We start from the raw sequence: 14,462 nt of genomic DNA on the forward strand, positions 1-14,462 counted from the left end.
ATGGTGAACCTGCGCAATTTCGACCTCAATCTGCTGGTGATCTTCCGCGCCATCATGGCACGCGGCTCCATTGCTGGGGCCGCGGAGGAAATTGGCTTGTCGCCCTCTGCGGTCAGTCATGCGCTGGCCCGCCTGCGCGTCATGCTCAATGACGAGCTGTTCTTTCGCACCGCCGACGGGGTGTGCCCCACCGACCGCGCGCGCGAGTTGAGCGCCGATATCGAACGTGGACTGGGCTTCATCTCGACGGCGATTTCGCTGCAACACCAGTTTGTGCCCTCCGAGGCGAAGCGGGTTTTCACCATGCAGGTCGCTGATTACGTCTCAGGTTTTCTGCTACCAAGGTTGGCCGAGCGGTTGCAGGTCGAGGCGCCCGGCGTGTCCTTCGACATCCTGCCGTTTTCGATCTCGCCCGAGAGCGTCTGGGACAGGGTCGATATGCAGGTGCGTCTCACCCCGGGACGACTTCAGCCCGAGATGGTGCGCTCGCAGCGGCTCTTGGCAGATGAGATCGTCGTGCTGATGCGCCGTGACCATCCGCGTGCGAATGATCCGATGACGGCGGAGCTTTATGCCGAACTTCCCCATGTTAAGCTGTCGCAATCGGCCACCGGAACCACGGTAATAGATGACGCACTTGCCGCGCGCGGCCTGGAGCGGCACATGGCGATGACCGTGGCAAGTTGGTTCGAGATTCCCGATATCGTGGCCAAGTCCGACCTGATCGCAATCGCGCCGCGTCGGCTCTTCTCGCTCGACCCACGCCTGCGCAATCTCAAGGCGTCACCCCTGCCACTGGAAGAAGTGGTGTTCTCGTTCGACCTCTGCTGGGATCTCAGGACCGAACGCGAGCCGGGACAGAAATGGCTGCGCAAGGTTGTGTCGGATGTCTTCAAGGAGATCCGCACGTGAAGCAGCCCGCCTTTGACCTGCGAGTTGTCCGGCTGCCGTAGCGCAATTCCAGCATTCGTTTGGTGAGTAGGCGGCGTGGATTTAGTCGAAATCCTTGTCGAGGTGCTGATCGCAGCTGCTAGCTGACCCATATCCACGAGGTGGTCTATGAAGAGCCTGAGCTTTTGCAGCATGGGTTTGACCGGCGGCCAGACGACATGGATCGGCAAGCCGTGTGGGCGGAGGTCCGGCAGAACCTGAACCAACCGACCCTCCTCGATATCCCTGTGAACGATAAACATTGGTAGAAGCGCTATGCCAAGTCCGGCACAGACCATGTCGCGCATCGCCTCGCCATTGTTGGTGACAAGATGCGAGGGTCGGGGAGGCCGAACATGCGGCTTGAAACGCCAGATGTCGCCGATCCGTCGGTTCAGAGAACGGATCGTGGCATGCTCCGAGAGCTAAGCCGGGTCAGTGAGCGGGCCATGACGCTCAATATAGTCGGGGCTTGCGACGATGGCGCGCCGATCCTCGCAGAGCTTGCGCGAGAGGAGCGTGCTGTCCGACATCTCACCTAGACGAATGCCAACGTCATGACCCTTGCGCGCCAGATCGACCATGGCGTCGTCATAGTCGAGCACGATCTCGAGTGCGGGATGTGCCCGGGCAATTAAAGCAATGATCGGGCCAAGATGATGGATGCCGAAGCTCATCGGTGCCGATATGCATAGCTGACCACGCAGTTCCTTGACGTCAGAGACCGCACTTTCAGTCGCATTGACCAGGTGCGCGAGCGCCGGTCGCAGCCGCTCGGCGAGTGTCAGCGCCGAATCCGTCGGTGTGATGCGTCCTGCGTGGCGTGTGAAGAGGGCTGTTCCGAGGGCTGTCTCGAAGTCACTGATCCGCTTGCTGATCACGGGTTTCGAGACATCCACGCGGATTGCAGCGCCCGAAATCGAGTCTGCATCGATAACCACGAGAAAGGTCTCGATTTCGTTGATCGTCCACCGCATTTTTTCTGATTTCGGCATGGATCGATCATGCGCAATTTTCAAACGCTGTGTGCTGCGATGCGATGTCGCCACGCCGAGCGTCGGCTTGGCTCCTGCGATAACACTCGAACATCTGCAACTTGCGGTTTTAACCAAGACAAAGAACTAGAACATCATATCCCCTCTCATCCCGCCACACTTTCCCAATCTCACGCTTGCTATAGCGAAGACATGCAGCGCGTGCTGCGTCACAAATGAGAGAAACAGCGATGACCAAGAGACCGCATCAGGACACCCGGCTGGCGAAATATGTTGAACGCCGCATTCTGGAACTGAAACCGCACAAGACGCAGGGCGAAATCGCCGCGCAGGCGGGCTTCATCAATCCGAACGTGATCACGATGATCAAGCAGGGAAAGACCAAGGCGGCGCTCGACCGCATCCCGGCCCTCGCCCGTGCGCTGGAGTGCGATCCGGCCTACTTGACGCGCCTCGCCCTGGAGCAGGCAGTTGGACCGACGGCGGCGGCGGCTGTGACCGAGATATTCGGCACGCCGATCTCCGCGAATGAGCGGGGCTGGATCGAAGCGATCCGCGCAGCCTCCGACAATAGCGATCCGCGCCTGACCAGCCGGTCGCAGGCGGCGATCAATGCTATCTTCGGGAGGTAGAGGCGATGAAGCATATGGAGGAACTCAGCGAGAACGAGCGCGCCTGGTTGGAATTCCTGCGGATGATCAGCCTCGACTGCGACCCGGCACTCACGCTGCGGCGCGTGCAGCTACTGCGACGTGTTTGTGCAGCCAAGCGGGCATAGGAAAGAGAATTGCACCCCTGCGCAACCAACATCCAATTGAGCGCTCATTGGGGCCAACCCGGCCGCTGACGACTTCTTCGATGTAGATTTTTCAGGCGGGCTGAAACTCTTTCGCTGGCGCATCCGTATCTTCTGTCGCTAACGCAGGAAAGCTGCGGACATTATTGGGAGGAGAAATACATGAAAATCGTATCCAAACTGGCCACTGCCGTTACAGCATTAACCATCGCGACTGCCGCCTATGCAGAAAACCCGATGGTTGGCGGCGCGCCGATGTTCGAGAACAAGAACATCGTGGAAAACGCCGTGAACTCGGCCGACCACACGACGCTCGTTGCTGCTGTCAAGGCCGCGGGGCTGGTCGAAACCCTGCAAAGCCCCGGACCATTCACCGTCTTCGCGCCGGTCAACGACGCGTTCGCGGCCCTGCCGGACGACACCGTCGACACGCTGCTGAAGCCCGAGAACAAGGACATGCTCACCAAGGTGCTGACCGCGCACGTGGTTGCGGGTGACTGGTCCGCCGGCGAGATCGCACGCCAGGCGCGCGCCTCGTCCGATGGCTTTTATCACTTCAATGCGGTGTCGGGCGACGCCCTGTCGGCGCAGGTGCGGGGCAACAACGTCTTTATCTACGACGAAAGCGGCAACGCGGGCCGCGTGACCATCGCGGATGTCGATCAGTCAAACGGCGTGATCCACGTCGTCGATACGGTCCTCGTTCCGAAATAGGTCGAGCAGAACCGCCTGGGCGGGCCGACGCCCCCCGCTGGTCCGTCCGGGCATTTTTCGAAGAGGTGAAACCATGAAACGCAGAGCATTTCTCTTGATGACGGGAGCCGCCTTGATGGCACGGCCTCTCCACGCCTCAACATGCGGTTTCGAGATTTGCCGCACCGAAGCGGAGTGGCGCGACCGCCTGAGCGAGAACGAATACCTGGTGCTGCGCGAGGAAGAAACCGAGCGGCCATACACTAGCCCACTCAATGAAGAAACGCGCACTGGGACATACCATTGTCGTGGGTGCGACCTCCCGGTTTATGTCTCGGACTCGAAATACGACAGTGGAACCGGCTGGCCGAGCTTTTATAAAAGCCTGCCGGATGCTGTTAGGACTAAAGAAGACAGGAAACTCCTCTTTCAGGTCCGGACCGAGGTGCATTGCCGCCGATGTGGCAGCCACTTGGGCCATATTTTCGATGACGGACCGGAGCCGACGGGCAAACGTCACTGCCTGAATGGTCTCAGCCTGACCTTCGTTCCAGGCGAATGACCAATAGATTTGAATGGGCCGTCGGGCGGTATCTATTGGCGATACTTTTTCTTGCCGGGGCCGTGCAGAAGACAATTGACCCAGGTCCCGCGCAGGCGCTTTTGGCGGGTGTTGGATTGCCCGAGTTGTTGATCTGGCCCGCCCTGGCGTTCAACGTGTTGGCTGCCGGGCTTCTTATCGCGGGCAAGTTCTTGAAACCTCTCGGACGTTGGTTGGCGGTATATTGCCTGCTGACTAGCGTCTTTCATTTCATTCCATCGGCCCCATGGCAGATGTCGATCATGATCAAGAACTGGGCGGTGGCGGGCGGGTGCCTGATCTTGTCGGCATCGTTGGAAAATAGCACTTGAGCACAGGACCAAAAGCTTATGGTCAAAACGGTGATTTGGGCAATCTCGTAGGCTGCGACTCAATAACTGGACGCTCATCCGCCGCGCAGCTTCTGGTGCAGATCGGCTCGAGCCAGACCCTAGCTGTGCCATGCACGATGGTCAGCGTCCCAGACACGATCATGGTTTGCGAGCAATAGACCGAACGTTCCCGTGGCAGCAAGTCTCGGAGCTTTACGCTTAATGCATCAACCTGATCACGCGTCCACTTTGAATGTTTTCGAACTGTGCTGGCTGGTTGATTCCTCAAGCCAAGCTTGGCTGATCACGATGGGCACTCTGTGGGCGAATTGGTCGTTGTGCAAAGCCCCCACCGCATGTTGCACATACGTTATGTAGAATCTTTTCCAAACATTCGGCACAATAGGTGCATATGCGCGACAGTTGAAGTCCATCAAAAAGGGTTTCAAGGCCGCTGTGGTTGATGCATGGCCGCGCGATGTCTCTCCGCATGTGCTGCGCCACACGGCTGCTGTCCACATGGCCGAAGCATGTGTCACGATGGACGAGATCGCCCAGTATCTTGGGCATTCAGACTCGCGTATCACGGCCTCCATTTACGCGCGTTACAGTCCGGAACATCTCCGCAAGGCGGCCAGTGCACTGGAGTTCGGATAGCGTGCAGGTTCGACGAACCTTGGAGCACAGTCTTTAAATCACCAAAGGCCCCGTAAGGGGCCTTGATTCATTGGTCGGAGTGAGAGGATTCGAACCTCCGGCCCCTGCCTCCCGAAGACAGTGCTCTACCAAGCTGAGCTACACTCCGACCGTGAGACAGGCGACTATACGTCGTGGCGGGGCTTTGCAAGGGGGATTTCCGGGGTCTTGCACAGTGCGGGCGCGGGCGGTGTGCCCGCGCCCGTTTTCACGTGGTTCAGAGGCTCGCGTCGAGGGCGGCAACGACGGCGTCGCCCATCTCGCTGGTGGAGACGGGGGTGGCCCCCTCCTCGCCCAGAAGGTCGGCGGTGCGCAGCCCGTCGGCCAGAACCTGCTCGACCGCCTTTTCCACGCGCGTCGCGTCCTCGCCCATATCGAAGGAATAGCGCAGCGCCATGGCGAAGCTGAGGATGCAGGCGATCGGGTTGGCCTTGCCCTGACCGGCGATGTCGGGGGCGGAGCCGTGGACCGGCTCGTAAAGCGCCTTGGGACGGCCATTGGCCATCGGCGCACCAAGCGAGGCCGAGGGCAGCATGCCGAGGCTGCCGGTCAGCATCGCGGCGGCGTCTGACAGCAGGTCACCGAAGAGGTTGTCGGTCACGATGACGTCGAACTGCTTGGGCCAGCGGCAGAGCTGCATGGCGCCTGCATCGGCATACATGTGGCTAAGCTCGACATCCGGGTAATCGGTGTCATGAACGCGCTGCACCACCTCGCGCCAGAGCACGCCGGATTCCATCACGTTGGCCTTTTCCATCGAGCAGACCCGGTTCGAGCGCTTGCGCGCCAGCTCGAACGCCGAGCGCGCGACGCGGTCAATCTCGCTTTCAGTGTAACGCTGGGTGTTGATGCCGACGCGCTCGTTGCCCTCCTGGATGATGCCGCGCGGCTCTCCGAAATAGATGCCGGAGGTGAGTTCGCGCACGATCATGATGTCGAGGCCGGCGACCACATCCTTTTTCAACGAGGAGAAATCCGCCAGCGCGTCGAAGCACTGTGCCGGGCGCAGGTTGGCGAAAAGGTCCATTTTCTTGCGCAGGCGCAGGAGGCCGCGCTCGGGCTTCACGCTGAAGTCGAGGTCGTCGTATTTGGGCCCGCCGACGGCGCCGAGCAGGACGGCATCGACCTCTTGCGCGCGGGCCATGGTGTCATCGTGCAGCGGCGTGCCGTGCGCGTCATAGGAGCAGCCGCCGACGAGATCCTCGCTCACATCGAAGGTGACCCCGCGTTTGTCGCCAAACCAGCCGATGATCTTGGTGACTTCGGCCATGACTTCGGGGCCGATCCCGTCACCGGGCAGGATGAGAAGCGAAGGGTTGCTCATGGGGGTGTGTCCTTGGTTATGGCTTTGAATGATGCAGGTGGCCTATAGCCAAGGCGTGGCGGGGTCAAGAAAGCGCATGCTCAGGGCAGTATCAGGGCAGTGTCAGATCGACCCAGACGAGCCGGTGACGGCTGGCCGTGGCGCTGTCCTCGGGCCAGTGGATGCCTGCGTCTAGGATGTGCAGGTCGCGCGACGGCAGGATGTAGGAGACGCGCAAGCTGCCGGGGCCGGGATCTGGCCAGTCGACCGTGTGCAGGCGCGGATCGCCGGATTTGTCGGGTGTGGGTGCGACCGGGCCGGGGCGCATCGGACGCGGGTCTTGCAGGCGTGGGTCGGCGAGCAGGGCGCGGATTGCGCCCTGCCGTCCGTCGCTGTCATCCGGGTCGAGATTGGTGTCGCCCATCAGCACGAAGCGCGCCTGCGGAGGCGGGCCGTAGGCCCCGTCGAGAAACACCTGCCAAAAGCGGATTTCGTCGTGGTTGCGCCGCCCGTTGGCGTCCTCGGGTCCGTCGAAGACCGGCGGCGTGGCGTGAAAGGCGAGGAGATGAAGCGGCCCCGAGGGCAGCATCAGTGGCACCACCCAATGGCCGGTATAGGAGAGGCGCTGCACCGCCTGCGTCTCGGGGGAGGGGAAGGCGGTGCCATCGTCATGCGTTGGTAGCAGCGCGCCGGGCAGGTCGCGCCACAAAAGATCGCTGAAATCGCGCACGGCGTCTTGGTCGATGGGCAGGCGCGACAGGAGCGCCATGCCGCCCTGACCGGAAAACGCGCCGTAGCCCTGCGCGTCGCGCGCGTCGCAGCAGCGCCCGTTGCCATCCATGTCGTGCCCGGTATGCATGCCGCTATTGGGGCGCAGCGCAAGGATGTGCGGATAGTGCGGGCCGTCCTGTGCCAGCCGGTCGCGCAGGGCGCGCAGCGCGTGCAGGTCATGGTCATGATCGACCTCCTGCAGGAGCAAGATGTCGGGGGAGAGGGCCGCGATCACCGCGGCGATGGCGGTGATCTGCGGGTCGTCCTCGCGCAGGATATCGCGGAGCAGAAGGCCGGGCCCCCGACGTTCCAATTCGACATTCCAGGTGGCGAGGCGCAGGCTGTCGGCGGTGGCGGGGCAGCCAAGGCAGAGCAGCGCAAGGCAGAGCGCGATCAGGCGCGTTGCAACCCGTTGCCCCCGAGATCGTCGGCGGCATAGGCGCGGCGGCGCTTGTCCTCGATCATGTCGGCGATGCGGCTCATCGCGATGCCGCGGATCAACATGCTGGCAGGAAGAAAGGCCCATGCTGTCATCGTCCAGATCAGGGTTTGCGGATGCGCGATCGAGATCGGATCGACCAGGCTCGAAGCCGCGCTCACGGCGGCCGGGATCAAGAATGGCAGCAAAGATCCTAACACGACGTTAAGACCGGCATCCCGGCGCAGCCGGTGCAGCACATCGCCGCCGCCCGTGGGATCGAAAAGCGGCAGGTTGATCCAGACGTTGAAGGCTCCCGACCGGGCGGGCCAGCCCAGCAGACGCACCAGCGTGAGAAAGACCAGGATCATCCCCAGCGACACGGTATAGGCCACGCCCGCCGCCATGCGCACCATTTCGATCAGGGCCGCATCGGCATCGGCGGGCATCATCAGCACCACAAGGCGCACCGGGGAGTAGGGGAAATCCACCGCTTCGCCCAATCCGTGGGCGAAATGCGTGATCAGAACGGTCCAGACCGTCGGATCGTTCTGGCCGCGCAGGATCAGCGACAGGGTAATGAGGATCAGCGCGAGCGAGAAGAACTTGATCCGGTTGAACGGCGGCGCAAAGCGGAACTCGATGATGCTGGGATATTCGCCGTAATATTCGATGAAGGTCATGAACCCGGCGATGAAGGACAACACGATCACGATCTGCGCAGTGTCCGGTGGTGTGGACGGCATCAGAAGGGCCGGTGTCGCCACCAGCAATGAGATCAGTATGGCCCGCGCGAGCGCGCCGGGGATTTGTGAGAACAATGCCCGTTCCCTTTCAACTTGGTCGGTCGCGATGCGTCGCCGCGTCCCTGGTCCAACTTGATCCCGCATATTATGGCGGGGTGCCTCATTTCCGCCCAATTTTTGCCTACTTTCGCAGTTGATCACAAGACTTTGGTGAATCAGACGAAAGATATTGGGCGAATTGAAGGAGTGACTGGTGCAGGATTACATCATAGTTACGTCAACTTTGCGGCATAACCTCATGTAACCACTCCATCTTGTGGTCCGGGCGGAGTGAGGCACAGGGGCGCCGACCAATGAAAAACGCCGCGAGCGGTGTCGCGGCGTTTTTGATGTTTGCGATATCCGGGGCTCAGACCCAGGGGCGTGCTTGTGCCGCGCGCGCCTCAAAGACGTCGATGGCGTCGGCCTTGGCCAGCGTCAGGCCGATATCGTCGAGGCCTTCGAGAAGGCAGTGCTTCTTGAAGGCGTCCACCTCGAAGGCGAACACTTCGCCGTCCGAGGTTGAGACGGTCTGCGCCTCGAGATCGACTTCGATGCGGGCATTGGCGCCTTTCTCGGCCTCTTTCATCAGCACGTCGACCTGGTCTTGCGGCAGGGCGATGGGCAGGATGCCGTTCTTGAAGCAGTTGTTGTAGAAGATGTCTGCATAGGAGGGCGCGATCACGCAGCGGATGCCGAAATCCTTGATCGCCCAGGGGGCGTGCTCGCGGCTGGAGCCGCAGCCGAAATTATCGCCCGCGACAAGGATCTGCGCGTCGCGGTATTGCGGCTTGTTGAGGACGAAATCGGGGATCTCGTTGCCGTCATCGTCATAGCGCATCTCGTCGAAGAGATTGATGCCCAGTCCCGACCGCTTGATCGTCTTGAGGAATTGCTTGGGGATGATCATGTCGGTATCGACATTGATCAGCGGCAGGGGCGCGGCAATGCCGCTGAGTTTTTCGAACTTTTCCATTACATCATCTCCCGAATATCGGTCAGCCGACCGGTCACGGCTGCCGCCGCAGCCATGGCGGGGCTCATCAGGTGGGTGCGGCCGCCGCGGCCCTGACGGCCCTCGAAATTGCGGTTCGAGGTGGCCGCGCAACGCTCGCCGGGGCTGAGCTGATCGGGGTTCATGGCGAGGCACATGGAGCAGCCCGCAAGGCGCCATTCGAATCCTGCCTCCTTGAAGATGTCGGCGAGCCCCTCTTCCTCGGCCTGGGCGCGCACGAGGCCGGAGCCCGGCACGATCATGGCGCGTTTCACCGCGATCTTCTTGCCTTTCAGGATTTCGGCGGCAGCGCGCAGGTCTTCGATGCGGCCATTGGTGCAGGAGCCGATGAAGACGGTGTCGATCTCGACCTCGCTCAGCTTTTGCCCCGGCTTGAGACCCATGTAGTCGAGCGCGCGTTTCACGGCATCGACCTTGCCACCGGCGAAGCTGGAGGGATCGGGGACCTCGGCGTTGATCGGCAGCACGTCTTCGGGGCTGGTGCCCCATGTGACGACCGGCGCGATTTCCTCGCCCTTGAGGGTCACGACCTTGTCCCAATGCGCGTCATCGTCGGAATAGAGCGTTTTCCACCAATTGAGGGCGGCCTCCCATTGCGCGCCCTTGGGGGCGTGCGGGCGGCCCTGCACATAGGCAAAGGTCTTGTCGTCCGGGGCGATCAGACCGGCGCGCGCGCCACCCTCGATCGCCATGTTGCAGACCGTCATGCGGCCCTCCATGCTCAGGTCGCGGATCGCCTCGCCGCAATATTCGATCACGTAGCCGGTGCCGCCGGCGGTGCCGGTGGCGCCAATGACCGAAAGCGTGATGTCCTTGGCGGTGACGCCGGGGGCCAGCTTGCCGGTGATCTCGACCTTCATGTTCTTCGATTTGGTCTGGATCAGGGTCTGGGTGGCCAGCACATGCTCGACCTCCGAGGTGCCGATGCCATGCGCGAGCGCACCGAAGGCCCCATGCGTGGCGGTGTGGCTGTCGCCGCAGACCACGGTCATGCCCGGCAAGGTCCAACCCTGTTCGGGGCCGACGATATGCACGATGCCCTGGCGGACATCGTTCACCGGGTAATAGTGAATGCCGAAATCCTCGGCGTTCTTGTCGAGTGCCTCGACCTGGATGCGGCTTTCGGGGTTCTCGATCCCATGCACCCGGTCAGGCGTGGTGGGCACGTTGTGATCAGGCACGGCGATGGTCTTGTCGGGCGCGCGCACGGTGCGGTTTGCCATACGCAGACCCTCGAAGGCCTGCGGGCTGGTGACCTCGTGCACGAGGTGACGGTCGATATAAAGAAGGCAGGTGCCGTCCTCGGCCTCGTGGGCGAGATGGGCATCCCAGATCTTGTCATAGAGTGTCTTGGGGGACATGCGTCCTCTCCCGTTTTGCTGGTGGCTACTTCAGATATGACGGTTGCGCGCGCGGCTCAGGCCCGCGCGGTTATGCTGCGCATCGCCCCGAAAAACCGCCAGGGCAGGCGGGCGCGATCATCCATGTCGAAAATCCGTGTCATGCACCGCAGATACAGCGCCGTGGCGGCTCTATCAAGAGGGGGCGCCATGCAAAACGGAGGCACGGCCGCGCCCCCGTTTCATCTTGCCCGAAATATTCCGGGGGAGTCGCCCATCGGGCGACGGGGGCAGCGCCCCCATGCCCCGCCCGGTCTCAGGGGGCGTCGGCGATTTCCCCGGTTAGCGTGAACATCCGCTTGGGTCCGCCCGCCGGTTCGATCTTGAGATGGCCGACACCGCGCAGGCCTGCGAATTGGCCGGTGCCGTTGACCAGCTCCCAAAAGCCGTCGTCATGCAGCACGGGCTTGTCCTCGCCCTTCATGAAGACGGCGCGGACGGTGAACTTGATGATCGCCACATCGCCGTTCTCAGCCGTGAAGCGCAGATAGCCCTGCGGGTCGCCGGCGTGCGGCGGGTTGATGTCATGCCAGCCGAATTCGGTGACATTGGCCCCGGCGAGCACGCCGTCGCCTTCCGAGACGCCCTCGCGGCGCACGGCAAGGACGAAATGTTTCGATCCGTCGCCCATCTCGAAGCGCATCTGTTCCTGCGGGTCCAGAACCGTGCTGACCGCGACCGGGGCGGCGAGGGCGGGGCCCGTCATCAGCAGGGCGGCGGCACATGCGGCAAGGTATTTGGTGAAAGTCATTTTGCATCTCTCCTGCAACTCATCCAGTGCCGGACCACAGGGGGCGGGACCGGCTGGCGGGAAAGTCACATGCCACATGTAACCACTCAACGAGTCTTTGGTTTCAGAGGGTCAAATATACGTGCACATATCGTGATCTGCGCATGTGTGTGCGCCTAGTCGGGGGCGAGCATGTAGCCCTCGCCGCGCACGGTTTGCAGGTAGCGCGGTTGTTTGGGATCGGATTCGATCTTGCGGCGCAGGCGGGTGATCTGCACATCGACGGCGCGCTCCTGCGCCTGACCGCCATCGCGGCCCAGATCCTCGACCAGTCGCGCCCGGCTGACCGCCTGGCGCAGGTTCTCGGCGAAGATCCGCATCAGTTGCACCTCGGTCGCGGTCAGGCGGATGGGCGCGCCTGCGCGGCTGAGTTCGGCGCGCTCGATATCGTAGCGCACCGGCCCCATCTGCACGATCTTGGGCTGGGTCGGTTCGGGTTCCGGCTCGGGCATGCGGCGCAGGATGGCGTTGATCCGCAGCAGCAGTTCCTTGGGCTCGAACGGTTTCGGCAGGTAGTCGTCGGCCCCGGCCTCCAGCCCTTCGATGCGGTCGGGGGTTTCGCCGCGCGCGGTCAGCAGCAGGATCGGTGTGTCATGGGTTTCGCGGATCGCGCGGGTCAGTTCCACGCCGCTTTCGCCGGGCATCATGACGTCCATCACCAGCAGGTCGAAGTCGAGCCCGACGAGAAGGCGGCGCGCGTGGGCCGCGTCGCGAGCGACCGACACGAGAAACCCGTTGCGGATGAGAAATTTGCGCAAGAGGTCGCGAATGCGCTCGTCATCGTCGACGATCAGAAGATGCGGCGCTGGCTCGCTCATGTGTCACTCTCCCGTATGGCGTGATAGCGGCGGCGCATGTCGGGGTCCATCATCGCCTCGAGCACGCGGCGAAAGCCCGCAACCGATTGCGGACCGGCGGCGCGATAGGCGGCGCGCATGCGCGCGCGCTGCGCATCCGACAGCTTGCGTTCGAGGGCTGCCCCGTCCTCGGTCAGGTAGAGGTGACGTTCGCGCTTGTCGGTGGTGCCGACGCGGCTCTGGACCAGACCGTCCTCGATCAGGGTACGCAGCACGCGATTGAGCGACTGTTTGGTCACGCCGAGGGTGGCGAGCAGGTTGTTGACCGTGGTGCCGGGGCTGCGGGCGATGAAGTGGACCGCGCGGTGATGCGCCCGGCCATAGGCCATGGTGGCGAGGATGCGATCCGGGTCGGCGGTAAAGCCCTGATAGGCAAAGAACATCGCCTCAATCCCCTGACGCAACTGTTCGTCAGTCAGGAAAAGCAGGTTCTCGCCGCCCTGTAATTCGGCCATGCCACCGCTCCGTTCACAAATCACGCGCCTCGATTTCACATTAAGTCAGCTTTATTGACATTCCAAGGGCAAACTGGTAGCGAATCGCAGTTTTAGCGCAATTTTATGTCCGGAGTGGACGTATTGGGCGCAACAAATGCAAAAGATGCGCAAAGGAGACGGAAGATGTCTGGCTATGGTGATCGCGATGGCAAGATCTGGATGGATGGCAAGCTGGTCGAGTGGCGCGATGCCAATGTGCATATCCTGACCCATGCGCTGCATTACGCAAGCTCGGTCTTCGAGGGCGAGCGCTGCTATGACGGCAAGGTGTTCAAGAGCCGCGCCCATTCCGAACGGCTGCTGAAATCGGGCGAGCTGATGGATATGCCGATCCCCTACACGGTGGACGAGATCGAGGCCGCCAAGCGCGAGGTGCTGGAGGCCAACGGGCTGAGCAATGCCTATCTGCGGGTGCTGGCGTTTCGCGGCGCGGGCGAGGACATGGGCGTCGCCGCCGCGCGCAACCCGATCCGCATGGCGGTGACGGCCTGGGAGTGGGGCAGCTATTACGGCGACGCCAAGACCAAGGGCGCGAAGCTCGATATCGCCAAGTGGAAGCGCCCGAGCCCCGAGACGATCCCGGTCGCGGCCAAGGCGGCGGGGCTCTACATGATCTGCACCATGTCCAAGCACGCCGCCGAGGCCAAGGGCTGTTCCGACGCGATGTTCCTCGATTATCGCGGCTACGTGGCCGAGGCGACGGGGGCCAACATCTTTTTCGTCAAGGACGGCGAGGTGCATACGCCGCTGGCCGACGCGATCCTGAACGGGCTGACCCGGCAGACGGTGATCGGCATGCTCAAGGATCGTCAGGTCAAGGTGCATGAGCGCCACATCATGCCCGAAGAACTGGAGGGGTTCGAGCAGTGCTGGCTGACCGGTTCTGCCGCCGAGGTGACGCCGGTGGGGCAGATCGGGGATTACAGTTTCGAGGTGGGTGCGATGACGCGTGACATCTCGGAGGCTTACGAGGCGCTGGTGCGCGCCTGACCTTTTGCACCGGGACGAGAGCAGGGCCGTCCGGCGATCCGCCGGGCGGTTTTCGCGTTTCTCGGGCCTGCGATTCGGGGGTGTCCGGGCAATGGTGGGCCGTGCGGGATAAAGTGACCCTCTGGTGGCGCTTTACTTAAACGTGTCGAAATTGTGGCCTGTTGCGGGTCAGTGCGTCTGGCGTTTGCGCGAGGCACCTGTGGTGCGACGGGTGCGGCACGGGTGTTCTCGCTTGCGCAACAATAGATTTGGTCGGCGCGGCTGTTTTGCGGGAGGTCGAGCACTTTTCCGCCGTTGGCCCTCGTCAATCTCACGGTTTCGTGAATTTTGTTTCCTGTGCAGCAACAGTGCGGCGCGTTTGCTGCGCGAGTCCGCACAGACCGTGCACGGATGGGGGCGGCGGTTGTGGTGAGAATGCGGCGAAACCTTGATCCGATATTGCGAGAAACCCTGCTCGAAATATGGTGATTTTCTGGCACGGCGCGCCCGGGCGAAAGCCCGTGGTGATCTCGATTCAGAGGGGCATTGCAACCAATGCGTGTAAAATATACCTCTTCTTGACTTGGCTCGTAGCAAGCGTCATCCTGATTAAGTCTCCTCGGAGCCTATAAAAA

The 14,462-nt window shown here is 62.1% G+C and carries 18 protein-coding genes, 1 tRNA gene and 1 pseudogene; 8 read left to right on the plus strand and 12 right to left on the minus strand.

The features are described 5' to 3' along the window. Complete coding sequence (locus BMX04_RS05805; protein ID WP_074785396.1) at positions 1-912, plus strand: LysR family transcriptional regulator; 912 nt, start codon at positions 1-3, stop codon at positions 910-912. A 143-nt stretch (positions 913-1,055) separates the two neighbouring features. Here BMX04_RS05805 and BMX04_RS19560 read toward each other — a convergent pair. Continuing rightward, positions 1,056-1,925: pseudogene (locus tag BMX04_RS19560) on the minus strand (LysR family transcriptional regulator); the annotation flags it as partial. 230 nt (positions 1,926-2,155) lie between these two features. On the opposite strand from BMX04_RS19560, the gene BMX04_RS05820 reads away from it, so the two are divergent. From BMX04_RS05820 to BMX04_RS05835, 5 genes are all read left to right on the plus strand, one after another. After that, on the plus strand, positions 2,156-2,557 hold the full coding sequence (locus BMX04_RS05820) for a helix-turn-helix domain-containing protein (RefSeq protein WP_074785398.1): 402 nt from the start codon (positions 2,156-2,158) through the stop codon (positions 2,555-2,557). 5 nt (positions 2,558-2,562) lie between these two features. Continuing rightward, positions 2,563-2,703 carry a hypothetical protein gene (locus BMX04_RS19365; RefSeq protein ID WP_175477329.1) on the plus strand — a complete coding sequence of 47 codons (141 nt, stop codon included), beginning with the start codon at positions 2,563-2,565 and terminating at the stop codon, positions 2,701-2,703. Positions 2,704-2,883: 180 nt separating this feature from the next. Beyond that, positions 2,884-3,435: a fasciclin domain-containing protein gene (locus tag BMX04_RS05825; protein ID WP_074785399.1), complete on the plus strand. Its 552-nt coding sequence runs from the start codon at positions 2,884-2,886 to the stop codon at positions 3,433-3,435. A gap of 73 nt (positions 3,436-3,508) precedes the next feature. Beyond that, positions 3,509-3,976 carry a peptide-methionine (R)-S-oxide reductase MsrB gene (gene msrB / locus BMX04_RS05830; RefSeq protein WP_074785400.1) on the plus strand — a complete coding sequence of 156 codons (468 nt, stop codon included), beginning with the start codon at positions 3,509-3,511 and terminating at the stop codon, positions 3,974-3,976. Then, entirely contained in the window at positions 3,973-4,326 is a 354-nt protein-coding gene (locus BMX04_RS05835; protein ID WP_074785401.1) for a DoxX family membrane protein, read from the plus strand. The genes msrB and BMX04_RS05835 overlap by 4 nt, the downstream gene beginning before the upstream one ends. A 285-nt stretch (positions 4,327-4,611) precedes the next feature. Here the strand turns inward: BMX04_RS05835 and BMX04_RS19845 are convergent, their stop codons facing one another. Further along, positions 4,612-4,818 (minus strand): DUF1272 domain-containing protein, encoded by a 207-nt coding sequence (locus BMX04_RS19845; protein ID WP_083398101.1) that lies wholly within the window; start codon positions 4,816-4,818, stop codon positions 4,612-4,614. On the opposite strand from BMX04_RS19845, the gene BMX04_RS05845 reads away from it, so the two are divergent. Further along, positions 4,750-4,983: a tyrosine-type recombinase/integrase gene (locus BMX04_RS05845; RefSeq protein WP_074785402.1), complete on the plus strand. Its 234-nt coding sequence runs from the start codon at positions 4,750-4,752 to the stop codon at positions 4,981-4,983. The genes BMX04_RS19845 and BMX04_RS05845 overlap by 69 nt on opposite strands. A gap of 71 nt (positions 4,984-5,054) precedes the next feature. On the opposite strand, the gene BMX04_RS05850 is transcribed toward BMX04_RS05845, so the two are convergent. From BMX04_RS05850 to BMX04_RS05890, 10 genes are all read right to left on the minus strand, one after another. Next, positions 5,055-5,131 (minus strand) — tRNA-Pro (locus BMX04_RS05850). 108 nt (positions 5,132-5,239) lie between these two features. Next, entirely contained in the window at positions 5,240-6,346 is a 1,107-nt protein-coding gene (gene leuB / locus BMX04_RS05855; protein WP_074785403.1) for a 3-isopropylmalate dehydrogenase, read from the minus strand. A 91-nt stretch (positions 6,347-6,437) separates the two neighbouring features. Continuing rightward, the gene (locus BMX04_RS05860; RefSeq protein ID WP_074785440.1) at positions 6,438-7,493 is read right to left on the minus strand and encodes an endonuclease/exonuclease/phosphatase family protein; all 1,056 of its coding nucleotides are present in this window, start codon (positions 7,491-7,493) and stop codon (positions 6,438-6,440) included. Continuing rightward, the gene (locus BMX04_RS05865) at positions 7,490-8,335 is read right to left on the minus strand and encodes a hypothetical protein (RefSeq protein ID WP_074785404.1); all 846 of its coding nucleotides are present in this window, start codon (positions 8,333-8,335) and stop codon (positions 7,490-7,492) included. The genes BMX04_RS05860 and BMX04_RS05865 overlap by 4 nt, the downstream gene beginning before the upstream one ends. Before the next feature lie 334 nt (positions 8,336-8,669). Beyond that, the gene (gene leuD / locus BMX04_RS05870) at positions 8,670-9,275 is read right to left on the minus strand and encodes a 3-isopropylmalate dehydratase small subunit (RefSeq protein WP_074785405.1); all 606 of its coding nucleotides are present in this window, start codon (positions 9,273-9,275) and stop codon (positions 8,670-8,672) included. After that, positions 9,275-10,675, minus strand: coding sequence for a 3-isopropylmalate dehydratase large subunit (gene leuC, locus BMX04_RS05875; RefSeq protein ID WP_074785406.1), 1,401 nt, complete (start codon positions 10,673-10,675; stop codon positions 9,275-9,277). Before leuC ends, leuD begins: the two co-directional genes overlap by 1 nt. 56 nt (positions 10,676-10,731) lie before the next feature. Then, positions 10,732-10,866 (minus strand): hypothetical protein, encoded by a 135-nt coding sequence (locus BMX04_RS19745; RefSeq protein ID WP_276325612.1) that lies wholly within the window; start codon positions 10,864-10,866, stop codon positions 10,732-10,734. A 104-nt stretch (positions 10,867-10,970) separates the two neighbouring features. Next, positions 10,971-11,465 (minus strand): hypothetical protein, encoded by a 495-nt coding sequence (locus tag BMX04_RS05880; RefSeq protein WP_175477330.1) that lies wholly within the window; start codon positions 11,463-11,465, stop codon positions 10,971-10,973. 155 nt (positions 11,466-11,620) lie between these two features. Beyond that, on the minus strand, positions 11,621-12,322 hold the full coding sequence (locus BMX04_RS05885; RefSeq protein ID WP_074785407.1) for a response regulator: 702 nt from the start codon (positions 12,320-12,322) through the stop codon (positions 11,621-11,623). Beyond that, entirely contained in the window at positions 12,319-12,816 is a 498-nt protein-coding gene (locus BMX04_RS05890) for a MarR family winged helix-turn-helix transcriptional regulator (RefSeq protein WP_074785408.1), read from the minus strand. Before BMX04_RS05890 ends, BMX04_RS05885 begins: the two co-directional genes overlap by 4 nt. A 165-nt stretch (positions 12,817-12,981) precedes the next feature. On the opposite strand from BMX04_RS05890, the gene BMX04_RS05895 reads away from it, so the two are divergent. Then, a complete protein-coding gene (locus BMX04_RS05895; protein WP_050663957.1) occupies positions 12,982-13,848 on the plus strand; it encodes a branched-chain amino acid aminotransferase in 867 nt (288 codons plus the stop codon). Positions 13,849-14,462 lie beyond the last annotated feature (614 nt).

The organism is Roseovarius tolerans, from assembly GCF_900109855.1.
Classification (GTDB): Bacteria; Pseudomonadota; Alphaproteobacteria; order Rhodobacterales; family Rhodobacteraceae; genus Roseovarius; species Roseovarius tolerans.

Excerpts from the sequence above, each read along its gene's own strand:
- BMX04_RS05805 (WP_074785396.1), top strand. The coding sequence starts at position 1 with ATGGTGAACCTGCGCAATTTCGACCTCAATCTGCTGGTGATCTTCCGC.
- BMX04_RS05820 (WP_074785398.1), top strand. The coding sequence starts at position 2,156 with ATGACCAAGAGACCGCATCAGGACACCCGGCTGGCGAAATATGTTGAA.
- BMX04_RS19365 (WP_175477329.1), top strand. The coding sequence starts at position 2,563 with ATGAAGCATATGGAGGAACTCAGCGAGAACGAGCGCGCCTGGTTGGAA.
- BMX04_RS05825 (WP_074785399.1), top strand. The coding sequence starts at position 2,884 with ATGAAAATCGTATCCAAACTGGCCACTGCCGTTACAGCATTAACCATC.
- msrB (WP_074785400.1), top strand. The coding sequence starts at position 3,509 with ATGAAACGCAGAGCATTTCTCTTGATGACGGGAGCCGCCTTGATGGCA.
- BMX04_RS05835 (WP_074785401.1), top strand. The coding sequence starts at position 3,973 with ATGACCAATAGATTTGAATGGGCCGTCGGGCGGTATCTATTGGCGATA.
- BMX04_RS19845 (WP_083398101.1), bottom strand. The coding sequence starts at position 4,818 with ATGCGGAGAGACATCGCGCGGCCATGCATCAACCACAGCGGCCTTGAA.
- leuB (WP_074785403.1), bottom strand. The coding sequence starts at position 6,346 with ATGAGCAACCCTTCGCTTCTCATCCTGCCCGGTGACGGGATCGGCCCC.
- leuD (WP_074785405.1), bottom strand. The coding sequence starts at position 9,275 with ATGGAAAAGTTCGAAAAACTCAGCGGCATTGCCGCGCCCCTGCCGCTG.
- leuC (WP_074785406.1), bottom strand. The coding sequence starts at position 10,675 with ATGTCCCCCAAGACACTCTATGACAAGATCTGGGATGCCCATCTCGCC.
- BMX04_RS19745 (WP_276325612.1), bottom strand. The coding sequence starts at position 10,866 with ATGGCGCCCCCTCTTGATAGAGCCGCCACGGCGCTGTATCTGCGGTGC.
- BMX04_RS05880 (WP_175477330.1), bottom strand. The coding sequence starts at position 11,465 with ATGACTTTCACCAAATACCTTGCCGCATGTGCCGCCGCCCTGCTGATG.
- BMX04_RS05885 (WP_074785407.1), bottom strand. The coding sequence starts at position 12,322 with ATGAGCGAGCCAGCGCCGCATCTTCTGATCGTCGACGATGACGAGCGC.
- BMX04_RS05890 (WP_074785408.1), bottom strand. The coding sequence starts at position 12,816 with ATGGCCGAATTACAGGGCGGCGAGAACCTGCTTTTCCTGACTGACGAA.
- BMX04_RS05895 (WP_050663957.1), top strand. The coding sequence starts at position 12,982 with ATGTCTGGCTATGGTGATCGCGATGGCAAGATCTGGATGGATGGCAAG.